This is a genomic window from Mesonia sp. K4-1 (assembly GCF_008017825.1).
GTDB lineage: Bacteria > Bacteroidota > Bacteroidia > Flavobacteriales > Flavobacteriaceae > Mesonia.
Map to the genome: position 1 here is coordinate 43,548 of NZ_VRLS01000012.1, position 23,546 is coordinate 67,093.

The window sequence follows — 23,546 nt, forward strand, 5'->3', positions numbered from 1 at the left end:
AAATTCGTAAAAGCCTTATTTTACTATCTTTGTAGATAAACTAATCTATAAATGGGAATTGTAACCGCCAAAGAAGTCGCTAAAGGACTTAACTTAAACAAGTTTGGCTTTTTAGGTACTGCTCTAAGTGCTACACTAATGAGTGTTACCAAAATAAATGCGCTCAATGAAATTTATGATGACCGTAAACATCTTTCTGGTCCAGAATTTTTAGAATCCTGTTTAGAGCATTTAGAGATAGATTATGAAATCCCCGAAAAGGATTTGAAAAGAATCCCAAAAACAGGTCCTTTTATAACTATTTCTAACCATCCCCTTGGCGGAATTGATGGGATCATCCTCATGCAAACACTTATTAAGCAGCGTAATGATTTTAAAATCATTGCCAACTTTTTATTGCATCGACTAGAGCCTTTGAAACCTTTTATCATGCCTGTTAATCCTTTTGAAAATCGAAAGGAAGTAAAATCGAGCATGGTGGGGATAAAAGAATCTATACAACATTTACGCAAAGGACACCCATTAGGAATTTTTCCTGCTGGAGAAGTTTCAACACATAAAGAAGATAAAACAATTGTAGATAGACCTTGGTTGCAAGAAGCCATGAAATTGATACAAAAATCTCAGGTTCCTGTAGTTCCTATCTATTTTCACGCTAAAAATAGTAGTTCTTTTTACCGTCTGGCAAAATTGAATGATTCGTTTAGGACGGCAAAGTTACCCGGAGAAATGCTTACGCAAAAGCACCGAAAAATAAAGGTAAGAATTGGAAACCCTATTTCGGTTGAAGATCAAAATCAGCATAAAACCTTAGAAGATTATACACTTTTCTTAAGAAAAAAAACCTATATGCTTTCTAGTGGTTTTGATGGTAAGAAAAGTTTACTTAAGAATATTCCGAAACAAATAAAATTTCCTAGCAGACCTCCAAAAGCTATTGTAAAAGAAACATCAGAGTTTTTGATGCAACAAGAAATTGACTTTTGTAGAGAAAATGAAAAACGTCTTTTAGTAAGTAAAAACTATGAAGTCTTTTTAGCAGAAAGAAAAGATATTCCAAATATTGTAAAAGAAATTGGACGCTTGCGCGAAATTACTTTTAGAGCCATTGGAGAAGGAACTAACAATCCAACAGATTTAGATGAATTTGACGATTTTTATCACCATCTTTTCCTATATGATTCTGACGCCGATAAAATTGTAGGTGCTTACCGAATGGGATTTGGATTAAACATCTTCCCAAAATATGGTATTGACGGCTTTTATTTACAGCAATTATTTAGGTTTGAACCCGAGCTTCATAAACTTATGAGCGAATCTATAGAAATGGGTCGGGCCTTTATTGTAAAAGAATATCAGCAAAAACCTATGCCGCTTTTTTTACTTTGGAAAGGGATAGTTCATTGCACACTACGTTTTCCTGATCATAAATACCTCATAGGAGGGGTAAGTATAAGTAATAAATTTTCTGAATTCTCTAAATCTATGATGATTGAATTTATGAAATCTCATTACTATGATCCCTATGTAGCTCAATACGTGAGACCAAAAAAGGAGTATAAAGTAAAGCTTAAAGATGCCGATAAAGACTTTGTTTTTGATGAAACTGAAGCCGATTTAAATAAGTTTGATAAAATTATAGACGAACTAGAGCCAGACAGTTTAAGAATGCCTGTCCTGCTTAAAAAGTACATCAAACAAAATGCAAAGGTGATTGCCTTTAACGTAGATCCTTTGTTTAATAATTCGGTAGATGGCCTTATGTATATTCGAATAGCCGATTTACCTGAAAGTACTGTAAAACCTGTAATGGAAGAATTTCAGGAAGAATTAGAGAAAAAAATTAGTCAGCAAGATGTATAAGAAAGTAATCTTCTTATTTTCTTTCCTTTTCTACAGCTATTTTATATTTGGTCAACACACCATTCAAGGAACGGTTGTAGACGAATCTCAACAACCTATTGAAAGCGCCAATATTTACTTTGACGGAACCACTTTTGGCACGGTCACCAATTCTCAAGGTAAATTCTCTTTACAAATAGATAAAGCTACTCAAGCTCCGTTAATTATAAGTTCCTTAGGATACAATTCAATAATTAAAGAAATTTCTCTGAATAAGGAAATCATCGTTTTAGAAACTATTGTATTAAAAAAAGGAGTTAGTGATTTAGAAGAAGTTTTTATAGAAAATGATCCTTGGCCAAGAAAGAGGAAACTCGCTTATTTTAGAAAATGGTTCTTAGGAGAAGATCACAAAGATAAAAAGATCAAAATTTTAAATGAGGATGACGTAAAACTTCGGTTTATTCCTTCTACAAATACCTTGGTGGCAACGAGTAAAATTCCGTTAAGGGTTCAGAATAAATACTTAGGTTATTTGATTGAGTACGACCTTATAGATTTTGAAGTAGTTTTTAGAAAAATAGTCTATACCAAAGATGGTAGAAGACAAACCCATTACAACGAACATTCTTCTTACTTTGCTGGAACTTCTTTTTTCAAGGAATTAAAAGATAAAACCAAGCATAAAATCATAGAACGAAGAGACAAAGCTTATGTAGGTTCTATTTTACATTTTATGCGAAGTTTGGCCAGTAAAAAGCTAGTTGAAAACAAGTACAAAATAGTTTACGACAAGAACGAAGTACTTCCTTATAGGTTTTTTAAAATTACTGAAGATACAGATCTTACAACTGTAGATATCTTAGCCGATAAAATAATTGTTTTATACGATGGTTTTGATCAATCTTTTATACAGGTAGATAAAAACCCAACTACATTCTACATTGATGCCTACGGAAACTTTTCTCCTATAAATTCCTTATATTTTGGGGGAGAAATGGGGAAAGAGAAAATGTCCTCACTCCTTCCCTTAAATTATAAATTGAAATAATATGAAAAATAAAAAAGTGCTTAAGCTATGTTGCATTCTGTACTTTCTATTTTCGCATATTAATAGTTTTGCTCAGCAAATTGTAAGAGGTTTTGTAGTAGATTCGATTACTCAAAAACCCATTGAAGGTGCTGCTATTTTTTTTGATAAAACTACCTACGGCACAATTAGCAATAAAAACGGATTCTTTGTTTTAAAAAGTAGAGAACATACCAAAAGCCCTTTAATTATTCGCTATTTAGGCTATCAACCCAAAAAAATTATTGATCCGCCACAAAATCAGAATGTAAAATTTAACCTTAACAAACAGGAAGAAAACCTCGAAGCTGTAGTCATTAATTCTAAAACTCAGCAAGAAAGAACACCCCAAACATTAACTGATAAAACTCAAAAGTTCGAAGCTCTTGCGCTATTTAAACATTTTTTCTTAGGAAGATATTGGAGACACAATGGCACAAATATTATGAATGAAGAAGAGCTAGATTATTACATTACAGATGATAAGCTACAAATAATTATTACCGCAAAAAAGCCTTTGATCATTCACAATAATAGTTTAGATTATGAAATCACTTATTACTTAGAAAAATTTGTTTTACATCGAAAAATGAGTGACCTCACACCTCAACCCGTTACCGATTATTATGAGTATTACGGAACTATTTTATTTAAAGATTTACAAAAACGAGATAAAGTGAGAAAAAAGTACAGAAAAGCAAGAAACGAGGTTTATTATGGTTCTCGCTTACATTTTATGCGTGCTTTAGCAGAAAACACATTAGAAGAAGAAATGTTTACCATCCTAGGTGTTAAAGTGGATACTATAAATATCAAAACCATACCTAAAGAAAATTTTACTGAAGTTTTACCTCCTAAAAAATTCTTGGTTATTCATAGAAAAGATTTAATGCATTACGACTATAAGAAAAAATCAGACAGTATAAAACACTATATTAAAGCTGCCGCTTCTTCTATTTATGCTAAACGTAATTTTGGGATAGACGAAACTGGCAACTTTTTTCCGTGGGATGCTATCATGTTTGAAGGAAGATTTAGTCTGGAAGGCATATCGAAAGCTTTACCGATAGATTTTAAACCTTATCCCTAGTTTATTACATCATTTCCCAAAACTGTAAGAATATTAAAGCCATTGCTAAAAACAAAAACAATGCGCTTAAAATAGAATATCTTGATGCTGCTTTTATAAATAACCCCATAGCAATACATAGCAAACTAATATGAATCCAATTACTCCTTAAGAAAAAAGGATAATTGTTTGTAAAAGTATTTTTGGCTTCTATAAAAGAGTTATTGTTTTCTGAGATAATGATCCAATACACTAATTTCGATATCGGAATTAAAACCAATACGATTCCTATCACTAATTTCTTTGCTGGGGTATTCATTTTCTTTCTTTTAGCGAAACTCTAGGTTAATATGCAATATAAATAATTCTTAAAACAATGGAATTTCCGTTAAGCCTTTGTTATTTAAGTATTTATTAATACAACTTATCGGCTACTAACTATACCTTTAAATAAAAATAGAAAAAAGATGGAAAAAGTATTGGTAGCAGGAGCAAACGGAACTACGGGAATGGAAATTGTAAAAAACCTACAAGGTCATCCAAGTTTTGAGCCCATCGCAATGATAAGAAAAGAAGAGCAACAAGCTACTTTTGATAATATGAATGTAAAAAGTGTTATTGCAGACTTAGAAGGTGATGTAAAGCCGGCAGTACAAGGTATTGATCGCGTTATTTTTGCTGCGGGATCTGGAGGAAAGAAAGTGAAAGAAGTAGACCGTGATGGCGCAATTAATCTTATTGACCGTTCTAAGGCGGCAGGGGTAAGAAAATTTGTAATGCTAAGCTCTATGGGAACAGAAGATCCTTCACAAAACGAAGAACTGCAAGAGTACTTAGAAGCTAAAAAAGAAGCAGATGAGCATTTAAAATCTAGTTTTTTAGAATATAGCATTGTGCGTCCTGGAGCATTAACCAACAACGAAAAAACAAATAAAATTAAAGCTGCCGAAAAATTAGGAGAATATGGAGAAATCCCAAGAAAAGACGTAGCGCAAGTTTTAGTCGATTGCCTACAGCCTAATATGCTTAAAAATAAAACTTTTGAAATTTTAAGTGGTGAAAGAGCAACTGAATTAGCCTTACAAGAAATCGATCAAGTTTCTTAGTAAAGAATCACTTAAAAGAAAATAGCCTTGTAAATTTTACAAGGCTATTTTTTTATTTAAACGCATCATCTTTAGGCTCCCATAGTTCAATTTTATTGCCTTCAGGATCTAATATCCAACCAAACTTCCCATACTCAAACTCCTCCATCTCTCCTACAACTTCTACACCCTCTTCTTTTAAGACCTTCAACAACTCTACTAAATTTTCTACACGAAAATTCATCATAAATTGCTTTCGCGAAGGCTCAAAATATTTAGTTTCTTCGCCCATAGGGCTCCACTGGGTAGTACAATCATTTCCTTTTTCATCTTTCCACCAAAAAGTTTTACCGTACTCATCGGTTCCTAAACCTAAATGCTTATCATACCATTCTTTGGTTTTCTTTGCATCTTTAGTTTTAAAGAAAAAACCTCCTAGACCTGTTACTCTATTTTTCATCTTAAATTATCGTTTTATATTTTCTTCGTAGATAGAAATCCACTCTTCCATTGATATCTTTTGTACGAGTTCGGCTATTAAATCATAAGGGATATGCTCAACTTTCTTAAAACGCACACAGCTTTTCCCCATGTCTAATTTCGTTTTTACGTATTTAGGATATTCATTTACAAACCAATCGTGTAATTTCTTATTTGCATAAATCCCCGAATGATACAAATTAACCGAATTTTTTTGAGAGGCAAAACTCATAAAAGGTAAAGGTTCTTCTGGCTTGCAATGATAACCTGCAGGATAAGCCGAATGTGGCACATAATATCCTATCATCCCATATTGCATCCCTTCTTCAAAACCCTTTGGTAAATTTTGTTGAATCGTTTTTCTTAGCTTTTTTAAAGCCTCTTGGCGCTCTTCTGGAGCTTCTTGAATATATTCTTCTGGTGTAGTAGCTTTTGAGGTCATTTTATCCTTTTTATTCAGTAATGGACAGTGAAATACTTGTGGGTATTTTTCTAAATTACTTTTATATCTAATCTTTCGTTATTATGCTTCCGCGGAAGCGAAAACATAAATTTAAAAAACTTGCTTGATTTTATCGACGATAACTTGAGCCAATTTCTCTTTACTCTCTATGGTCCATCCTGCAATATGCGGACTTAATAACACATTATCTGCTTCAATAAGATATTGAAAAGCTTCTGGAAGTGCATGTTCGTCGCTAAAAAGATTTTCAAATGAAGATTTTTCATACTCAAGTACATCTAATCCCGCTCCTAAAATAGCACCCGATTTTAGTGCAGAAACCAAATGTTTTGTCACTACAGATTTTCCTCTCGCCGTGTTAATAAGCCAAAAAGGATTTTGAAATTGGTTTATAAAATCGCTATTTATCATATTTTCAGTAAGACTCGTAAGTGGAGTATGTAAACTTAACACCTCAGCATTTTCTTGTAACTCTTTTAAACTTACCTGTCTTGCATCTTGGTTACCTATATTTTCTTTCAAATCATAAAAAATCACTTCGCAATCAAAACCTCTTAGCTTTTTTGCAAAAGCTCTTCCCATATTTCCAAAGCCAATGATACCAACGGTTTTCCCTTCAAGTTCTAGTCCTCGGTTTTCTTCTCGTTTCCAAATACCATTTCTAACCTCTTGATCTGCTCTTCTCAAGTGGTTAAATAAACCAAGTAACATTCCCAAAGCATGTTCACCTACCGCATTGCGATTCCCTTCGGGGGCAGAAAATAATTGTATCCCTTTTTTCTCGGCATAAGCAGTATCAATATTTTCTAGTCCTGCGCCCAACCTTCCTATAAATTTGAGGTTGGTTGCTGCATCTAAGAAAGTTTGATCTATCGTAAACCGGCTTCTTATAATAAGGCCGTCATAGTTAGAAATTTTATCCTCTATTTCGCTTTTCGCGGAAATATAATCTTCTTCATTTTGAAAACCATAAGCCTGAAGCTGTTCTAGCATTAACGGATGATTGCGATCTACGTGTAAAATTATCATAACTAAGATTCAAAAAAAGGTTCTGTGATTTTTGGCTGAATACGCTGCGGCTTCTGTTTTTCTAGATCTATAAAGCACCAAAGTGTTTTTGCTTTGGCTACTATCTTTTGATCTTTTTGTCGGTATATTTCGGTTCTACGCTCACTTTTTACTCCGCCGTAATTTTCTATCCACGTTTTTATAGTTAGAGTTTCCCCCTCAAAAGCAGGGTATTTATATTCTATATAGTGATTGAGAACGACCCATCCATATTTTTTTCTGATATCTTCTGGCGCTTTTGCTTTCCAATGCTTTTCTCCTATATCTTGTACCCATTGTAAATAGGTAACGTTATTTACATGGTTAAGATCATCGATAACCTCTGGAGTTACTACCAGTTCATCTATAAAGGGGATGGGTTTCATTTTTTTAATTTGTGGACGAATTTACAATAAAATTCTCTTGAAATAGATTAACGTTAAAACTGACCCTTATGGTTTTATTTAAGTTACAAAATTTCGCATTAGGGATAGTAGTGATAGCTTTTTGTATGGCTTTAGCTTACAAAAACTATAAACGTATAGCCCGGCCCGAAGGGAAATGCCCTAAAACCCTAAAATAAGTTTAGCAATGGTAAAATAAATAAGAATACCACAAATGTCATTACTAGTCGTAATAAACGGCCCTGTAGCCATAGCTGGATCTATGCCTTGTTTATCTAAAATAATAGGAACAAAAGTACCTATTAAAGAAGCTATAATAATTACCGAAATAAGAGATATACCTACCGTTAGACCAAAGTCTAAATTAAGGTTTAATAGAAACATACCTCCTACAATTAGTAAAATGGCTAACACTGCACCATTAAGTAAGCTTAGTAATACTTCTTTTATAAGACGTTTAAACAAAGAACCTTTTAAGCTTTGGTTGGCTAAACCTTGTAATACTATCGCCGAAGATTGTACACCCACGTTCCCTGCCATGGCGGCAATAAGGGGTACAAAAAAGAAAAGTTCTCCGTGTTTTTCCATAGCAGCATCAAAAGTTCCTAAGACTTTTACAGAAACAAAACCTCCTATAAGCGCTAAAATTAACCAAGGTAGTCGTGCGCGAGTTAATTGCCAAACACTATCATCTGCTTCTACATCTTCAGAAATACCCGCAGCCATTTGGTAATCTTTTTCGGCTTCTTCTTTAATAAAATCGATAATATCATCAACGGTAATTCTTCCTACCAAGCGACCCATTTCATTAATAACGGGAATAGCTTCTAAATCATATTTTTGCATGATTCTAGCCACCTCATCACCTGGAGTATGAACGCTTACATAATCTACTTTATCTATATAAATGTCGCTTATTTGAGCATCGCTAGAAGCGGTAAGTAAATCTTTTAAAGAAAGTCTTCCTTTAAGACGGTCTTTATTGTCTACCACATAAATAGAATGTACGCGTGTTACTTCTTCGGCTTGCTCTCGCATCTCGCTCATGCAACCCGTAACACTCCAATTTTCGTTTACTTTTACCAATTCTTTCGCCATTAAACCACCGGCAGAATCTTCATCGTAACGTAAGAGTTCTACAATATTATCGGCGTGTTCTTCATCTTCAATATGAGAAATTACGCTCTGCTTAAGATCGTCAGAAAGTTCTGCTACAATATCTGCAGCATCATCGGTATCCATTTCTTCAATCTCTTCGGCTATTTCTTTAGCAGAAAGATTGTTAATGATCTTATCTCGATCATCTTCATCTAACTCCATTAAAACCTCTGCGGTTTTATCACTTTCTAGGAGTTTAATGACATAAGTCGCGTCATCTAGCGAAATTTCGTCTAAAATTTCGGCAATATCGGCGTGGTGTAATTCTTCTAAATGCAGTTTTAGCTCCTCGTTGTTTCTTTCTTCAACGAGTTGCTCAATACGTTCTATAAGTTCTTTACTTATCTGAAACTGCATCTTCAGCTATTTTTTGGGTGAGTTCTAAAAATTTTGCCACTGATAATTGTTCTGGTCGCTGGTCAAATATACTATCTTCTTTTAATTTGTCTGATAGTTGGAAGGTTTTTAAACTATTTCTTAACGTCTTTCGACGTTGATTAAAAGCTGTTTTTACTACTTTAAAAAATAACTTCTCCTCTACGGGAAGAGAATAATCTGCTTTACGGATAAGCCTTAACACACCGCTATCTACTTTTGGCGGGGGATTAAATACGGTTGGTGGAACGGTAAACAAATATTCAGCTTCAAAATAAGCTTGCGTAAATACAGATAAGATTCCGTAGGTTTTGCTTCCTTCCTTTTCACAAATACGTTTGGCTACTTCCTTTTGAAACATCCCTGTGAATTCGGGCACTAAGTCTCTATTTTCAATGGCTTTAAATACAATTTGTGATGAAATGTTATAGGGAAAATTTCCAGTAATAGCAAAAGGCTCTCCGTTGAACAAAGTAGTCAAATCTGCTTTAAGGAAATCGGCTTCTAAAATTTCAAAATCTCTTACAGGAACTTCTGGGTGTTCTAATGCAAAACTATTCTTTAAATAATAGATAGATTCCGTATCCAAATCCATCGCCTTTACCTTTTTTCCTTTTTGAAGAATATACTTGGTAAGTACGCCAGTACCTGGGCCTATCTCTAATACATTTTCATAATTATTCAGCGTAAGTGTATCTCCAATACGTTGAGCTACCTCTTCGTCTTTTAGAAAATGCTGACCTAAATGCTTCTTTGCCTTAACCGCATCTTGTTCTGGTTTTCCCGAAGAAAAGTTTTTCTTTTTAAAGTATTTAGGTTTTTTCTTCATTGCTCGCTTACTACTTCTAACTCGGTTCTAAAAGCTACAAATTTATCTTTAAATCGTTTAGAAGCAGCCCTTAATTCGGTGGCATTTTCATTATAATACGCTTCTAAGGTAGCTTTATCTTTGGTGGTATATTGTACAGAATAGGTGATTCCTCCCATGGCTTCTTCTACCAATACTCTAGTCATTAAAGCTTTGGTAAATTTTCCTGTATCTAACATTTGTGGAATATGTTTCTCTTTCATCCATTGTAACCATTCTTCATGGACTTCTTCCACTACATTGATCGTAACGTTATATATGTACATTTTTTCTTATTTAAATTTGCATATCTGGTTCATTTATCTTGAGCCTGAACGACAAAAATACAGCTAGTTAAAATTGAATGATAGTATATTCTAAAAAAATGTTCTTGTAACTTATTTTATTATTTTTCTAGCCTCCAATAAACATTATTAAACCTTTTTTGGTTAAAATTTACATCTTTAGAGGTTACTTTCATTTCTCTTGTCTCAGTTTTTAAAGGTGTATTTTTTCATAATTTTCAATTCCTTAAAGATTTATAAAACTGTAACAAATAGAAATAGTAAGGACTATTAATAATTTTATCATATATATCTTAATTAGACATTGTTGTGAGAATACATTCATTTAACTTAATTAAAATCGCATAAAGACGAGTTCTTATTTAATCTAGTATTATCTCTGAAATTTTTGACTCTACTCTACTCTCACAGAATTCTACAAGAATACTTTCAAAGGCAAATCCATAATATTTATTTTCTGAATAGAAATAATATCCATAAATACTATCATTACGTATAGTAATTGTTCCTATAATAGGCTTTCCTATCAAATCTCGAACGGTTTCTTCTGTATCTCCAATCTTTATCTTATTATATTTTTCGCGGCTAAAACTTTCGCTATAAGTAGTTGTTAATGAAGGAAAAATTTCGGGAATATTCACCCACGACCAATAAATCATTAGTAAACATAAAAATAGATATAAAAGGTATTTTATAATTTTTTTAATCATTATCTAAAAGGATTTTTAATTCACATTACCTATAAAACACATTGCTTTTAAGTGATTTGAAATTTTAAACCAAGAATACTTTATGCTTTAAATTTAAAAACCTTATTTAGTTAATTGCATCGCCTCGCAATTGTCTATACTTAAGTCTAGCGGTATTATAGTAAATACTATCTTCGTGCTCAAAAATAATTTTTTCGTAATTACTTTTTGCTTCTTCAGGATTATTTAATTCTTCTTCATAGATTTTTGCCATAAAAAAATAAGTTTCATCGGCATAAATACTGCGTTGAGTACTCACAGCTATATCCTTAAAACTCTCTAAGGCTTCTTGGTATTTTTTCTGTTTAAAAAGGATATTTGCTTTCATAAACAAGGCATCATCTTCTATAGCCTGACCTTTATTTTCTGTTAAAATAGTATTGAGAAGAGAAATAGCTTCTGTATTTTTTTTCTGATAAGCTAATAAATCCGCTTTAGCGAATTGCTTTAGCGCAGTATATGTAGAATCTACTTCGGCTTGCATATTATCTCCTATCAATAAATGCAGTTGCAAAGCATCGTTAGCGATTAATTTTGAGGTTGCCGTTTTTAATACTTTCAGTTGGGTTTTTGCCCAATCAAAATCTCCCTTATAAAAACTAGTTTTAGCAATTTTAAAAGTAGCTTCTTGCGCTATTTCAGAGTTTTCTAACAATTTTTGAATTTGGCTATAATAGATAAGTGCTTGATTAAATTTTTCTTGTAACACCAAAATATCAGCTTTTACCATTTTTGCTTGAGCCTCTTCATACCTATTGATTCTCGAATTTAAGAGCGTGTCTAATTTCGCTAAAGCGGAATTTTTATCTCCCTTTTGAAAAGCTAAAAATTGAGCATATTGCAATTGAATAGGGAAAATTTCTGTCGAGGAAGCTTGAGTGTAAGCTTCAAAAACTTGTTGAAAGTCTTCTTCTATTTTTTGATATTCTTTTGCTGTGGCTTCATTTATTTCTAGCTGTAAAAGTGCGGCTTGTGCTTCAATTTTTCTGGCTATAATATCTTCGTTTACAATGAGGTAATTGTAAATTTCTCTTGCCGCTTCTAATTGATTTTCTTCTTGCGCTAAGTTGGCCAACTCAAACATAGGGCGCATATTTTTTTGAGGAGATCTCACATATATGGCGCGTTCTTGCACAAATGCTTTTTGATATTCTTTTTGTTGCGTAAACAACCAGCTTAATAATGAATTATACATCACATCTGGTGTTTGTTGGTTTTTTACCAACAAGCTTTTTCGAAGCATTTGATTGGCTTCATTTTCCTTATCTTCGGTAACAAACTCTGCAAAATTGCGTTTAATAGCATAAACATATTTCGGCTCTTTTTCTATGAGGTTAAGGTAGCTTTCAAACATCTTATTCAATTCCCCTTTTTCTCCATAAATTCTGGCTACTTCTACCGTAAAAGTTGCATTTGCTTTTTCCTTTAGTGCAGTCTCATAAGTGATTACTGCTTCATCTAATAAATTATACTGCTGAAAAGATCTCCCAATGGTGTAAGCATAAGCTGAAGATTTTCCCACTCTGTCAATCGCTTTTTGATAGTTTTCTTGTGCTTTTTGAGGCTGATCTTGTAATTGATAATTGTAACCTAAATCTACCCATAAATTAGGATAGGTTACATTGCCTTGTAACTGTTCTAACAGCAATTTTTCCGCGGAAGCATATTCTTGAAGCTCTTGGTAGGTCGCTACTAACTGATTGATATTTTTTAAATCGCGCGGACTTTGCTCATAAATTTTTTCATAAATAGCTTTTGCTTTTTCATATTCTCCTTGGTCAAAATAATTATTCGCCAAAACAGAAGATTGTGAAAAGCCTATACTTGCTGAAAAAAATAATATGATAGAAATTAAAAAACGCATCTCGCTAAGATAGCAAAATGCGTTTAATTATGGTTTTAAAAAGTTTTTAATCTATCATATCAAAACCTGTGTAAGGCACTAATACTTTTGGTATTTTAATTCCGTTTGGAGTTTGGTAGTTTTCTAAGATTCCTGCGATAACACGAGGCAATGCTAAAGAACTTCCGTTAAGGGTATGGATTAACTCCTTTTTACCTTGCTCGTTCTTATATCTTACCTTTAATCTATTGGCTTGGAAAGTTTCAAAATTAGATACCGAAGAAATTTCTAACCAACGGTCTTGACCGGCAGAAAACAATTCAAAATCGTAAGTTAACGCCGAAGTAAACCCTAAATCGCCTCCGCATAAGCGTAACACACGATAAGGTAATTCTAATTCTCTCAAGATCTCTTTTACGTGCTCTACCATGTTATCTAATGTAGCATAAGAATCTTCTGGTTTTACCAAATTCACCAATTCTACTTTATCAAACTGGTGCAAACGGTTAAGACCACGAACGTGCGCTCCATAAGAACCTGCTTCTCTTCTAAAACAAGGGGTAAATGCTGTACAAGAAATAGGTAATTGGTTTGCCTCTAATAAATCTCCTCTAAACATATTGGTTAAAGGCACCTCTGAAGTTGGAATTAGATATAAATCATCTTCTGGCATATGATACATTTGTCCTTCTTTATCGGGCAATTGTCCCGTACCAAAACCAGACTCTGCGTTTACTGCTAATGGTACTTGATATTCTGTATATCCCGCTGCCGTGTTTTTATCTAAAAAGTAAGTAATCAAAGCACGCTGAAGTCTTGCTCCTTTTCCTTTATAAACAGGGAAACCAGCTCCTGTGATTTTATTACCTAATTCAAAATCTATGAGGTCGTATTTTTTTGCTAATTCCCAATGAGGTAAAGCATCTTTTTCTAAAGTTGGAATTTCTCCTTCTTTAAAAATCTCTTCATTATCATCTTCAGATACTCCTGCAGGAACAGAGTCGTGCGGAACGTTAGGAATAGTATATAAAATCTCATTTAACTGATTAGAAACTTCATTAAGTTTTTCATTCAGCTCTTTAGAGGTTTCTTTTAGCGTTCCTGTTTGTTCTTTAACTTTATTGGCTTTTTGCTGTTCACCAGATTTAAATAGCAACCCAATTTCTTTGGACAAACGATTAGATTCTGCCAAAGTTTGATCTAACTCTGCCTGAGTTGTTCTTCGGGTTTCGTCTAACTGCAAAACTTCTTCAAAAAGGGCTTCTGCCTTAAAATTTCGCTTTTCTAAAGCTTTAATGTAAGCTTCTTTGTTTGCTTTAATTTGAGCTACTTGTAACATAGAATGTTCAATTTATATAACGGTTACGTTTTTACTTCCGCTTGACGGAAATAAAATAAAGCCTCAAAGTTAAAGATTTGATTTAAGATTTACCGCTCTTCGGGTAGTAAAATCCATTCGTTATGAAAGAAATAATCCCACTCTGCTGATGCCATATCTACAGATGAATCTATAAGAGAAACATACGGACCGCGATTAATGCTCACTTTAGCATCTACATACACGGCAACATCTTGTCCTTTTGCTGCGTATTCTTGCTTTAAACGTCTAGAAAATTGCCAAATAACATCGGGTTTGGTGCTTACCGTTCGTAATTGCTTTTTAGAGAGGTAATCGCCTTTTTTTATAATGGTAGTTTTTCCTGTATTTTTATCTACTACTTTAAACGTGCTAATTCCGCTTTTGCTACGCAACATCATACGCCAGCTTAAGCGGTGGCCTTCTTCGGTTAACAAAACATCGCCTTTAATAAACCAATGCCTTAACGGAAGACTAATTTGAACCACAAACCACGTTATAAAAAAAGCTTTCATTAATCCGCTTCTAGATGGTACTTTCACCTCTCCTTGATCATAATATTCTTTTTTTAATTTAAAACGCCTATGAACAATTTGTGTAGGAAAGAAAAATAAACAAAAGGCAAGTGACAAATAAGGGAAAATTCCTATTTGAAAAACGATGCTATTAAATAAATGAAAAAAGATAGCGAATATGAATACTGGAGTTCTAGTTCTCTTCCACAACAATAATGGAACAACGAGTAAATCGAATAAAATTCCAAAATAAGTGATGGTTACGTGGGTCCATTTTTCTTGCAACACATCGCCAATTAACCAATAATCCTGTTTAGATTTCATTAGCAGCTCTGGCACAGAACCATCTAACCAATCGGGGTATAGTTTTGCACAAGAGGCATAGGTATAAACAATTAGTAGCTGCAAAATAATAAATAAGTGTACCCAGCGTGGTGTGGATAAGGAACGTATTCTGTCATTTTGTTTTGCATCGATAGAGAAATAGGCGTTTGCTGGTACCAATAACATAAATACGCAAATAAGAACAAGTAAATAATAATGATTGTTGTAACTAGATTTTTGCATCAGGTAGACGCACGTCCACATAATAGTATAGGCAGAAAGGCTCCAGCGGTATTTATAGCCAATAGTCACTAACACACCAAATACCCCCATTAAAAAATAATAGAAGTACATACCGTTACCCGGAAGCGGTTGTAAGAAATCGAAACCTATAAAATTAAAAGTTTGCTGAGGTTCTATTAAAGTTCTAGTAATCCATCCTGTAAAGATTGCTCCCCAGGCTTCTAAGGTAATTAAAATACCAAAGAAGATTCTAAAAAGTATTAAAGCACTATTATCTATATGCTTAAACAACCACTTATTAATCATTACCAAATTTATTTTAATTGCTGAATATAGGTTTTTGTTTGCTCTAAATCTTTATTCATAGCTTCGATTAACTGATCTACATCTCCAAATTTTCTTTCATCACGTATTCTTTTTAGCATTTGAATGTTGAGTTCTTGACCGTATAAATCTTGACTAAAATCTAAAAAATAAGTTTCGATGGTTTGTATATCTCCTCCAACAGTAGGATTAGTCCCGATATTCATCATACCGAAAACCCACTTATTATTTAAGTAAGCTTTTACAATGTAAACTCCGTTTTTTGGAATAATTTTATAGTCTTCTTTGATCTCTAGATTAGCCGTTGGAAAACCTAAAGTTTTACCTAAGCTCTTACCTTTTATTATTTTTCCGTAAAGGGAAAAAAGATTACCCAAAAATGTATTAGCTTTTTCTATATCGCCTTCTTCTATAGCTTTTCTAATTTTAGTAGAACTTACTGCAACATCTTCTACATCTTGTTTAGAAATTTCTTCTACCGTAAACCCAAAGGTTTTACCAAGCTCTTTTAAATCTTGAATGTTGGCGTTTCTATTTCTACCAAAACGATGGTCATAACCTATGATAATTTTTTTTGCATTGAGTTTTTTAACTAGAATTTGCTCTACATATTCTCTTGCTGTAAGTCTAGAAAACTCTTTTGTAAAAGGATACACCACTAAATGGTCTACCCCTTTGCTCTTTATAATCTTTTTTCTCTCTTCTATCGTGTTTATTAACTTGATTCCCACTTCTTTTTGTAAGACCATTCTTGGATGCGGAAAAAAAGTAAGGATCGCAGATTCTAAATGATTTTTTTTAGCTACATCTATCAATCGGTCAATGATTTTTTGATGACCAATATGAACCCCATCAAACGTACCAATAGTAACTACCGATGGGTTAATTATAGTGTTCATTTCCTTAGAGTTATTCATACTTTAACTTAAATATCTTTTCTTAAACCTTAAAATTACACTAATTTTAAAGCTTAACTTAATCCTACATACACAATGAATACAAATTTACGTCATGTTTTAGGTTTGTTATTATTTTTCTTGGCTTTTTCAGTTTCAGGACAAGATAACTATTGGACCAAAACATCTATTGAATCTTTAGAAGGTAAAGAAAGAGTTCATAGATCTTCAATGCCAGAAACTTATCAATTATTTCATTTGGATTTGAATTCTTTTAAAAATGTTTTAGAGAATGCACCTGAAAAAGGAACATTTAAAGGGAAATCTCCCGTAATTGTTGATTTTCCAACTGAAAATGGAGTTTTCGAGAAATTTAGGGTAAGCGCTTCTTCTATTATGGAAGATGCTTTGCAAGAAAAATTTCCAAATATAAGAACATACAAAGCTGTTGGTATTGATGATCCAACTGCTACAATGAGGTTTAGTATTACTCAATTTGGTTTACATACTATGAGTCTTTCTGGCAAAAGAAATGCTACTTACATTGATCCTTTTACCGTAAACACCGAAAATTATATTGTTTATAACCGAAAAGATCTACCAAGAAGTGCTTCAGATTTTGTTTGCTCTACTCAAGAGGAGGTTGAGTTACCTAGTTTACAGGGAAAAGGAAGCAGTTTAATGAATAACATTGATGATAGTATTCATAGAACATACAGACTTGCACAGTCTTGTACTGCAGAATACGGGAATATTTTTGCTAATTCGGGAACGGAGGTTGCTGATATTCAAGCACAAATGACCATTACGATTAATCGTGTTAACGAAATCTATGAAAGAGATTTAGCAATGACCTTAATATTTGTAGCTAATAACGATCAAATCATATATTACGGAGCCACTAATAGCGATCCTTGGAATGGAGAATATAATAATACTACGCAAACCACTATTGATAATATTATTGGTAATGCAAATTACGATATAGGTCACAACTTTAATACTTCTGGCGGAGGTAGCGCTGGATGTATTGGTTGTGTTTGCTCTAGCGGACAAAAAGGAAGTGGTTATACAGGAAGCTCTAACCCCACTGGGGATCCTTTTGACATCGACTATGTAGCCCACGAAATGGGACATCAATTTGGTGGCTATCATACTATGAATACCTGCTCTAGAAGCGGTAGTGGACAAACTGAAGTAGAACCTGCCAGCGGAAGTTCTATTATGGGTTATGCAGGTATATGCCCGACCAACGTACAGTCTAATAGTGATGCACATTTTAATTACGTAAATATTAGAGATATTAGTAGCAATATACAAACAGGAACAAGTAGTTCTTGTGATGTGGAAACCATCATTACTAACCAACCTCCTGTAGCTGATGCTGGTATAGATTTTACCATACCCAAATCTACTGCTTTTGTTCTAAAAGGAAGTGCTACAGATCCTGATGGTTTGAATACACTTACTTATAATTGGTCACAAAATGATCCAGCACAAGCACCTGGCTCAGGAACACCTCAATCTACATGGACTCAAGGTCCGCTATATAGATCTATTTTACCTTTAGATTCTCCCAACAGATATATGCCTAATCTTGCTAGTGTAATTAATGGAAATTTAACTCCCACTTGGGAAGTAACACCTTCGGTGGGCAGAACTATGAATTTCTCTTTTATAGTAAGAGATAATGGTAGCGGTTTAGCAGATGGAATTGGACAAACAGATTCTGATTTGATGACCGTTACCGTTGATGATACTTCTGGACCATTTGTGGTAACTTCTCAAAACACTTCAGGAGTTTCTTGGAAAGTTGGAGAAACCCAAACCATAACATGGGATGTAGCTAACACTAATAATGCCCCTATAAGCGAATCTAATGTAAATATTTTATTAAGTATTGATGGAGGGTTAACATTTAGTACTGTTATAGCGAGTAATGTTCCTAATAACGGATCTGCTCAAATCACAGTTCCTTCTGTAGGTCCAATTACTAACGCTAGAATCATGGTTGAAGCTGCAGATAATTTATTTTATGCGGTAAATCAAGAATCTATTACAATTGAGGAAGTTGAATTTGTTTTAGCTTTTAATGAAAGTAATGTTTCTATTTGTCAACCAAATGACGCTACTTACAGTTTCACCTATAATACATTTTTAGGGTTTACTGAAACCACTACATTTTCTACCAATAATCTTCCTTCAGGTTTAACAGCAATCTTCAACCCTACTACTGCAGTATCAGATGGGACTAATGTTACATTAACTCTTTCTGGGACTTCATCACTAACCGTTGGAAGTTATGACTTTGAAGTCGTAGGCACCTCTCCTTCAGAAACTATAGCATTTGACGCCTCTGTTCATATTTTTGATAATAACCTTATAACTCCTTCACTAACAAGCCCTGCTAATAACTCAATTGATATTATTGACCCAATACTTACTTGGGTAGACTCTGATAATTCAAATACTTATCAATTACAGGTTTCTACGGATGCTACTTTTAGTACGACAGTAGTGGACACTCAAATATCTAGTAATTCTTATGTGTTTTCAGCAGCCTCTAGTGATACAACTTATTATTGGAGAGTAAAAGCAAGCAATACCTGCGGTGATTCCATTTTTTCTAATGTATATCAATTTAGAACAAAATCCTGTTCAGTATGTTTATCAGAAGGAAATATGGATTATGATACAGGGACCACTTTGGTTTCCTTCAACACAATCAACAATCCTACACCTTTAACTAAATCTGCAGGGTATAATGACTATACAAATATTTCTACCGATGTTGAAATTGGAAATTCTTACGATTTAACTATACACATAAATACCGATGGAAACACTTCAGCAGGTACTTTTGTATGGATTGATTGGGATCAAGATTGCAACTTTGATGATGATGAAGAATATAGTTTAGGCTACGCTATAAATGTTGCAGATCAACCTACCAATCAATCTCCGTTGTCTATTAATGTTCCTAATGATGCCGTTTTAGGCGCTACCACAATGAGAGTATCTACAAGGTGGTTCACCTACCCTACAGCCTGTGGCTCAGGGTATGACGGGGAGGTTGAAGATTATACAATTAACGTAGGGAACCTCTCTACCGACAACACCTCAATGGATTCTGCTTTTAATTTATGGCCTAACCCAAATCACGGAGAGTTTACGGTTAGCTTAAACTCTACAAATCCACAACCAACTAAATTAACTGTTTATGATGTTGCTGGAAGGGTGATTTTTAAGAAATATTTACAAGCTCAAAATAATATTCAAGAAAATGTAAGCTTAGCTAAGACTCAAGCAGGGGTTTATTTTGTGAAAGTAAGTGACAGTAATAATTCTACTACCAAGAAAATTATTATTCAGTAATTAGAATATAATTTATATAAAAAGAGGAAGCAATTGCTTCCTCTTTTTTATTTTCCGTTAAAACTATTCATCGTATTAGACAAACCTGCGGTACCAAAAGACTTTATTAAGGCAACCGACTTATCTAGTCGCTCTTTCATTTGTTTATTTTCTTCTTCACTCCACTCTCCTAACACATAATCTATTTGTTTGCCTTTAGAGAATTCGTCACTAATGCCAAACCTAAAACGATTGTATTTAGTGGTATTTAGCTGCTGTTGAATATCTTTTAAACCATTATGACCTCCATCACTACCTTTAGCTTTTAGTCTTAAAGTCCCGAATGGAAGATTTAAATCGTCGGTAATGACTAATAAATTTTCTAAATCTATTTTTTCTTTTTCTAGCCAATATCTTACTGCTTTTCCGCTAAGGTTCATATACGTACTAGGTTTTAAAAGAATAAATGTTCTTCCTTTAAATTTATAGGTTGCTTTATCTCCTAATTTCACAGTTTCAAATGTGATCTCATTTTCTTGCGCAAGATGATCTAATATTTTAAAGCCTATATTATGTCTTGTATTGTGGTATTTGGGTCCTATATTACCAAGTCCTACTATTAGAAACTTCTTCATATCAGTTTCAATATTTTTAGATGTTGCTAAAATTTTTCCGAAGAAAGAAAGCATGTTTTTAAATTTTAGTAAAAATAAAAAAGCATTCCGTAAAGGAATGCTTTTCTAATAAATAAATTCTTGATTGCTGCTTATGCGTCATTAGATGCTGCTGCTGCTCCTTCGTCTTTAACTTCGGTAGCTGGCACATCTCCTGCATCAACATCATCTTCATCATCTGCATCTGCAACGATGTTTCTAGATGTTTTCACTTGGCAAATTACAGTGTTATCTGGGTGAAGAATAGTATAATCTTCGTTCTCTACAGCAGTAACATATAATTTATTTCCAATTTTAAGTGGAGAAACATCAGCAATAATATAATCTGGTAATTTGCTTGCTAAACCTTTCACTTTCATTCTACGTAAGTTAAAACGTAAAACACCACCATTTTTAACCCCTCTTGGTACACCTTCTGCGTGTACAGGAATTTCCATGCTAATCTCTTGATCTTCACCAAACTCATAAAAATCCATATGTAGGATATTATCTGTTACTGGGTGAAATTGAATATCTTGAAGAACTGCGTTGTACGACTTACCATCTTCTAATTCGATCACTACCGTGTGAACGTCTGGTGTATAAATCAAGCTATTGAATGACACTTCTGGTGCCGAAAAATGTAATGCTTGTTCCCCTCCGTATAACACGCAAGGAACCTCTCCAGCATTACGTAAGGCTTTTGTTACTTTTTTACCTACGCTTTCTCTTTTAGATCCTTTGATCGTAATTGACTTCATTTTTAAATATATAAGTGTTAATAAATAATATTTACATTAAAAACTTTGAACTAATCGATTTGTTTTCGTGTACAGCTTTCATTACATCTGCAAAAAGATGTGCACAAGAAACTACTTTTATCTTATCGCTCTTTTCCGTTAACGGAATAGAATCGGTAACAATTAATTCTTCTAGTTTTGAGTTATTGATTCTTTCATATGCATTACCAGACAATACAGGATGTGTACAAATTGCTCTTACGCTTTTTGCTCCTCTTTCGATCATCACATCGGCAGCTTTAGTAAGGGTACCTGCAGTATCTACCATGTCATCTACCAATACCACATTTTTCCCAGTTACATCCCCAATTAATTCCATATGAGAAATTAGGTTAGCTTTAGCACGTTGTTTATAACAGATTACTACATCACTTTCTAATGCTTTAGAGTAAGCGTAAGCTCTTTTTGAACCTCCCATATCTGGCGAAGCGATTGTCAAATTATCTAAAGCTAAGTTTCTTAAGTATGGTAAAAAAACGGTTGATGCAAATAAGTGATCTACTGGTTTTTCAAAGAATCCCTGAATTTGATCTGCATGCAAATCCATCGTAATGATTCGAGTGGCTCCAGCAGTTTCTAGCATTTTAGCAATCAACTTTGCTGCAATAGGCACTCTAGGTTTGTCTTTTCTATCTTGTCTCGCCCAACCAAAATATGGCATCACTGCGGTAATGTGTCTAGCCGATGCTCTTTTAGCTGCATCTAACATTAACAACATTTCCATAAGGTGATCGCTACTAGGATTGGTAGAACCAATAATAAAAACACGTGCCCCTCTTACAGATTCTTCGAACGAAGGTTGAAACTCCCCATCACTATAGGTAGAAGTAATTACATTCCCTAAAGGAATTCCATAATGCTTGGCAATATCTTGAGCTAGGCTCATACTTTGCGTACAAGCAAAAAGTTTAGCATCGGTAACTACTTGTGACATAACGATTTATTGTTTTAAACCTATTGTACTTTCTGAATATCAATAAGTTTGCAAATTTAAAAATAAAATTGAAGCTAAAAAGCAATATTATAATTTATTTCTTGCGTTATAATCATTTTTATTTCTAATTTTGCACTTCCAAAATTGCTCAAGTGGCGGAACTGGTAGACGCGCTGGATTCAAAATCCAGTTTCTTCGGAAGTGCGGGTTCGATTCCCGCCTTGAGTACAACAAAACCCAAAGAAAATTTTCTTTGGGTTTTTTATTTTAAAAAGCGTATTTCCATTCATTTTTTTAGGTATTTTCTATTTTCAAATGTATGTTTGAAATAGCATAAATTTTTACCTATGAATGAATTTTGGATTTACTTTAAATTAGGACTTACCCACGTTTTAGACTACAACGCCTACGATCACGTATTATTTTTAACCGTTCTAGTCGCTGCCTACACTTTTTATGAATGGAAAAACGTTGTGGGTTTAGTAACAGTTTTCACTATTGGGCATACCATATCACTTATACTAGCTTCGTACGACATAGTAAATGTAAGTAGCAGCATTATTGAATTTTTAATCCCCATCACTATACTTATAACCGCACTTTATAATTTATTTACAGCGGGAAAAAACAACAATTCCAGAATCAGTATTTTATACGCTACTACCCTATTTTTTGGAATTATCCATGGGTTAGGTTTTTCTTCTTTCTTTCTAAGCACAACGGGTAGTAAAGGAGTCGAAATATTAAGACTCTTAGAATTCGCATTAGGAATTGAAGCAGCTCAACTTATTGTAGTACTAGTAGTTCTTATACTATCTTTTATCTTTCAGTCTATTTTTAAGTTTTCTAAAAGAGATTGGACCTTGGTTATTTCATCTATAGTTATAGGTTTAGTAATTCCTATGTTAATTACAAATTGGATTTTATAAAAGCTGAATTCAATAAAACCTTACCAAACTCGTTCTAAGTTTTAATCATGAAAGATAAAAAACAGCTTAAATTTGATAAAGCCTACCTACGTATTGCCAAAGAGTGGGGAAAACTATCTCACTGCAATCGAAAGCAAGTAGGCGCACTTATTGTAAAAGACCGTATGATAATTTCAGATGGTTATAACGGAACACCTACTGGCTTTGAAAATCCTTGCGAGGACGAGGAAGGATATACTAAATGGTATGTTTTGCATGCCGAAGCGAATGCTATTTTAAAAGTCGCTGGTTCAACTCAATCTTGTAAAGATGCCACATTATACATTACTATGAGTCCTTGTAAAGAATGTAGCAAGCTTATACACCAGTCTGGCATTAAACGTGTAGTGTACCATATAGATTATAAAGACAACTCTGGCTTATCTTTTCTAGAAAAAGCAGGAGTTATCATAGATCATATAACCGACTTAAACGAATAATT

At 33.6% G+C, this 23,546-nt stretch carries 23 protein-coding genes and 1 tRNA gene; 8 read left to right on the forward strand and 16 right to left on the reverse strand.

Annotation, left to right across the window (positions count from 1 at the left end; genetic code table 11):
- Nucleotides 1–51: 51 nt before the first annotated feature.
- Genes FT986_RS01225 through FT986_RS01235 form a run of 3 tightly spaced genes read left to right on the forward strand, consistent with a single transcriptional unit; the run spans nt 52 to nt 4,001 of the window.
- Nucleotides 52–1,863 carry a lysophospholipid acyltransferase family protein gene (locus FT986_RS01225; protein WP_147863457.1) on the forward strand — a complete coding sequence of 604 codons (1,812 nt, stop codon included), beginning with the start codon at nt 52–54 and terminating at the stop codon, nt 1,861–1,863.
- On the forward strand, nt 1,856–2,893 hold the full coding sequence (locus tag FT986_RS01230) for a carboxypeptidase-like regulatory domain-containing protein (protein ID WP_147863458.1): 1,038 nt from the start codon (nt 1,856–1,858) through the stop codon (nt 2,891–2,893). The genes FT986_RS01225 and FT986_RS01230 overlap by 8 nt, the downstream gene beginning before the upstream one ends.
- 1 nt (nt 2,894) lies before the next feature.
- On the forward strand, nt 2,895–4,001 hold the full coding sequence (locus FT986_RS01235; RefSeq protein ID WP_147863459.1) for a carboxypeptidase-like regulatory domain-containing protein: 1,107 nt from the start codon (nt 2,895–2,897) through the stop codon (nt 3,999–4,001).
- A 4-nt stretch (nt 4,002–4,005) separates the two neighbouring features.
- Here FT986_RS01235 and FT986_RS01240 read toward each other — a convergent pair whose 3' ends face one another.
- Nucleotides 4,006–4,299, reverse strand: coding sequence for a hypothetical protein (locus tag FT986_RS01240; protein ID WP_147863460.1), 294 nt, complete (start codon nt 4,297–4,299; stop codon nt 4,006–4,008).
- Nucleotides 4,300–4,447: 148 nt separating this feature from the next.
- Here FT986_RS01240 and FT986_RS01245 point away from each other — a divergent pair, with 148 nt between their 5' ends.
- A complete protein-coding gene (locus FT986_RS01245; RefSeq protein ID WP_147863461.1) occupies nt 4,448–5,086 on the forward strand; it encodes an SDR family oxidoreductase in 639 nt (212 codons plus the stop codon).
- A gap of 52 nt (nt 5,087–5,138) precedes the next feature.
- Here FT986_RS01245 and FT986_RS01250 read toward each other — a convergent pair whose 3' ends face one another.
- The 12 genes from FT986_RS01250 to FT986_RS01305 all read right to left on the reverse strand — a co-directional run bounded on the left by FT986_RS01250 (nt 5,139) and on the right by FT986_RS01305 (nt 16,398).
- Nucleotides 5,139–5,525 (reverse strand): VOC family protein, encoded by a 387-nt coding sequence (locus FT986_RS01250; RefSeq protein WP_147863462.1) that lies wholly within the window; start codon nt 5,523–5,525, stop codon nt 5,139–5,141.
- A 6-nt stretch (nt 5,526–5,531) separates the two neighbouring features.
- Complete coding sequence (locus FT986_RS01255; protein ID WP_147863463.1) at nt 5,532–5,987, reverse strand: DUF1801 domain-containing protein; 456 nt, start codon at nt 5,985–5,987, stop codon at nt 5,532–5,534.
- A 111-nt stretch (nt 5,988–6,098) separates the two neighbouring features.
- Entirely contained in the window at nt 6,099–7,037 is a 939-nt protein-coding gene (locus tag FT986_RS01260) for a 2-hydroxyacid dehydrogenase (protein WP_147863464.1), read from the reverse strand.
- Nucleotides 7,038–7,039: 2 nt separating this feature from the next.
- Complete coding sequence (locus FT986_RS01265) at nt 7,040–7,441, reverse strand: thioesterase family protein (RefSeq protein WP_147863465.1); 402 nt, start codon at nt 7,439–7,441, stop codon at nt 7,040–7,042.
- Nucleotides 7,442–7,621: 180 nt separating this feature from the next.
- Nucleotides 7,622–8,974, reverse strand: a complete 1,353-nt coding sequence (gene mgtE / locus FT986_RS01270; protein WP_111539936.1) for a magnesium transporter — start codon at nt 8,972–8,974, stop codon at nt 7,622–7,624.
- Nucleotides 8,955–9,821: a 16S rRNA (adenine(1518)-N(6)/adenine(1519)-N(6))-dimethyltransferase RsmA gene (gene rsmA, locus FT986_RS01275; protein ID WP_147863466.1), complete on the reverse strand. Its 867-nt coding sequence runs from the start codon at nt 9,819–9,821 to the stop codon at nt 8,955–8,957. The genes mgtE and rsmA overlap by 20 nt, the downstream gene beginning before the upstream one ends.
- Nucleotides 9,818–10,126: a DUF4286 family protein gene (locus FT986_RS01280; protein ID WP_147863467.1), complete on the reverse strand. Its 309-nt coding sequence runs from the start codon at nt 10,124–10,126 to the stop codon at nt 9,818–9,820. Before FT986_RS01280 ends, rsmA begins: the two co-directional genes overlap by 4 nt.
- 380 nt (nt 10,127–10,506) lie before the next feature.
- Nucleotides 10,507–10,803 (reverse strand): outer membrane protein assembly factor BamE, encoded by a 297-nt coding sequence (bamE, locus tag FT986_RS01285; protein ID WP_187248548.1) that lies wholly within the window; start codon nt 10,801–10,803, stop codon nt 10,507–10,509.
- Nucleotides 10,804–10,960: 157 nt separating this feature from the next.
- The gene (locus tag FT986_RS01290; protein ID WP_147863469.1) at nt 10,961–12,757 is read right to left on the reverse strand and encodes a tetratricopeptide repeat protein; all 1,797 of its coding nucleotides are present in this window, start codon (nt 12,755–12,757) and stop codon (nt 10,961–10,963) included.
- Between the two features lie 46 nt (nt 12,758–12,803).
- Nucleotides 12,804–14,075, reverse strand: coding sequence for a serine--tRNA ligase (gene serS, locus FT986_RS01295; protein ID WP_147863470.1), 1,272 nt, complete (start codon nt 14,073–14,075; stop codon nt 12,804–12,806).
- Nucleotides 14,076–14,164: 89 nt separating this feature from the next.
- Nucleotides 14,165–15,481 (reverse strand): HTTM domain-containing protein, encoded by a 1,317-nt coding sequence (locus FT986_RS01300; RefSeq protein WP_147863471.1) that lies wholly within the window; start codon nt 15,479–15,481, stop codon nt 14,165–14,167.
- An 8-nt stretch (nt 15,482–15,489) separates the two neighbouring features.
- Complete coding sequence (locus tag FT986_RS01305) at nt 15,490–16,398, reverse strand: bifunctional riboflavin kinase/FAD synthetase (RefSeq protein ID WP_255505876.1); 909 nt, start codon at nt 16,396–16,398, stop codon at nt 15,490–15,492.
- A 93-nt stretch (nt 16,399–16,491) separates the two neighbouring features.
- On the opposite strand from FT986_RS01305, the gene FT986_RS01310 reads away from it, so the two are divergent.
- A complete protein-coding gene (locus FT986_RS01310; protein WP_147863473.1) occupies nt 16,492–19,770 on the forward strand; it encodes a reprolysin-like metallopeptidase in 3,279 nt (1,092 codons plus the stop codon).
- Nucleotides 19,771–19,817: 47 nt separating this feature from the next.
- Here FT986_RS01310 and pth read toward each other — a convergent pair whose 3' ends face one another.
- From pth to FT986_RS01325, 3 genes are all read right to left on the reverse strand, one after another.
- Nucleotides 19,818–20,438, reverse strand: coding sequence for an aminoacyl-tRNA hydrolase (pth, locus tag FT986_RS01315; RefSeq protein ID WP_147863474.1), 621 nt, complete (start codon nt 20,436–20,438; stop codon nt 19,818–19,820).
- A 77-nt stretch (nt 20,439–20,515) separates the two neighbouring features.
- Nucleotides 20,516–21,163 (reverse strand): 50S ribosomal protein L25/general stress protein Ctc, encoded by a 648-nt coding sequence (locus tag FT986_RS01320; protein ID WP_111539927.1) that lies wholly within the window; start codon nt 21,161–21,163, stop codon nt 20,516–20,518.
- A gap of 31 nt (nt 21,164–21,194) precedes the next feature.
- Nucleotides 21,195–22,136, reverse strand: a complete 942-nt coding sequence (locus tag FT986_RS01325; protein WP_147863475.1) for a ribose-phosphate pyrophosphokinase — start codon at nt 22,134–22,136, stop codon at nt 21,195–21,197.
- A gap of 146 nt (nt 22,137–22,282) precedes the next feature.
- Here FT986_RS01325 and FT986_RS01330 point away from each other — a divergent pair.
- From FT986_RS01330 to FT986_RS01340, 3 genes are all read left to right on the forward strand, one after another.
- Nucleotides 22,283–22,364 (forward strand) — tRNA-Leu (locus tag FT986_RS01330).
- Nucleotides 22,365–22,483: 119 nt separating this feature from the next.
- Nucleotides 22,484–23,065 (forward strand): HupE/UreJ family protein, encoded by a 582-nt coding sequence (locus tag FT986_RS01335; RefSeq protein ID WP_147863476.1) that lies wholly within the window; start codon nt 22,484–22,486, stop codon nt 23,063–23,065.
- A 47-nt stretch (nt 23,066–23,112) separates the two neighbouring features.
- The gene (locus FT986_RS01340) at nt 23,113–23,544 is read left to right on the forward strand and encodes a dCMP deaminase family protein (RefSeq protein WP_147863477.1); all 432 of its coding nucleotides are present in this window, start codon (nt 23,113–23,115) and stop codon (nt 23,542–23,544) included.
- Nucleotides 23,545–23,546: the final 2 nt, after the last annotated feature.

Excerpts from the sequence above, each read along its gene's own strand:
- FT986_RS01290 (WP_147863469.1), bottom strand. The coding sequence starts at position 12,757 with ATGCGTTTTTTAATTTCTATCATATTATTTTTTTCAGCAAGTATAGGC.
- pth (WP_147863474.1), bottom strand. The coding sequence starts at position 20,438 with ATGCTTTCTTTCTTCGGAAAAATTTTAGCAACATCTAAAAATATTGAA.
- FT986_RS01240 (WP_147863460.1), bottom strand. The coding sequence starts at position 4,299 with ATGAATACCCCAGCAAAGAAATTAGTGATAGGAATCGTATTGGTTTTA.
- FT986_RS01340 (WP_147863477.1), top strand. The coding sequence starts at position 23,113 with ATGAAAGATAAAAAACAGCTTAAATTTGATAAAGCCTACCTACGTATT.
- FT986_RS01255 (WP_147863463.1), bottom strand. The coding sequence starts at position 5,987 with ATGACCTCAAAAGCTACTACACCAGAAGAATATATTCAAGAAGCTCCA.
- FT986_RS01250 (WP_147863462.1), bottom strand. The coding sequence starts at position 5,525 with ATGAAAAATAGAGTAACAGGTCTAGGAGGTTTTTTCTTTAAAACTAAA.
- FT986_RS01305 (WP_255505876.1), bottom strand. The coding sequence starts at position 16,398 with ATGAACACTATAATTAACCCATCGGTAGTTACTATTGGTACGTTTGAT.
- FT986_RS01230 (WP_147863458.1), top strand. The coding sequence starts at position 1,856 with ATGTATAAGAAAGTAATCTTCTTATTTTCTTTCCTTTTCTACAGCTAT.
- FT986_RS01265 (WP_147863465.1), bottom strand. The coding sequence starts at position 7,441 with ATGAAACCCATCCCCTTTATAGATGAACTGGTAGTAACTCCAGAGGTT.
- rsmA (WP_147863466.1), bottom strand. The coding sequence starts at position 9,821 with ATGAAGAAAAAACCTAAATACTTTAAAAAGAAAAACTTTTCTTCGGGA.
- FT986_RS01280 (WP_147863467.1), bottom strand. The coding sequence starts at position 10,126 with ATGTACATATATAACGTTACGATCAATGTAGTGGAAGAAGTCCATGAA.
- FT986_RS01260 (WP_147863464.1), bottom strand. The coding sequence starts at position 7,037 with ATGATAATTTTACACGTAGATCGCAATCATCCGTTAATGCTAGAACAG.
- FT986_RS01320 (WP_111539927.1), bottom strand. The coding sequence starts at position 21,163 with ATGAAGTCAATTACGATCAAAGGATCTAAAAGAGAAAGCGTAGGTAAA.
- FT986_RS01310 (WP_147863473.1), top strand. The coding sequence starts at position 16,492 with ATGAATACAAATTTACGTCATGTTTTAGGTTTGTTATTATTTTTCTTG.
- FT986_RS01225 (WP_147863457.1), top strand. The coding sequence starts at position 52 with ATGGGAATTGTAACCGCCAAAGAAGTCGCTAAAGGACTTAACTTAAAC.
- serS (WP_147863470.1), bottom strand. The coding sequence starts at position 14,075 with ATGTTACAAGTAGCTCAAATTAAAGCAAACAAAGAAGCTTACATTAAA.
- FT986_RS01325 (WP_147863475.1), bottom strand. The coding sequence starts at position 22,136 with ATGTCACAAGTAGTTACCGATGCTAAACTTTTTGCTTGTACGCAAAGT.
- FT986_RS01235 (WP_147863459.1), top strand. The coding sequence starts at position 2,895 with ATGAAAAATAAAAAAGTGCTTAAGCTATGTTGCATTCTGTACTTTCTA.
- FT986_RS01300 (WP_147863471.1), bottom strand. The coding sequence starts at position 15,481 with ATGATTAATAAGTGGTTGTTTAAGCATATAGATAATAGTGCTTTAATA.
- FT986_RS01335 (WP_147863476.1), top strand. The coding sequence starts at position 22,484 with ATGAATGAATTTTGGATTTACTTTAAATTAGGACTTACCCACGTTTTA.
- FT986_RS01245 (WP_147863461.1), top strand. The coding sequence starts at position 4,448 with ATGGAAAAAGTATTGGTAGCAGGAGCAAACGGAACTACGGGAATGGAA.
- bamE (WP_187248548.1), bottom strand. The coding sequence starts at position 10,803 with ATGATTTATTGGTCGTGGGTGAATATTCCCGAAATTTTTCCTTCATTA.
- mgtE (WP_111539936.1), bottom strand. The coding sequence starts at position 8,974 with ATGCAGTTTCAGATAAGTAAAGAACTTATAGAACGTATTGAGCAACTC.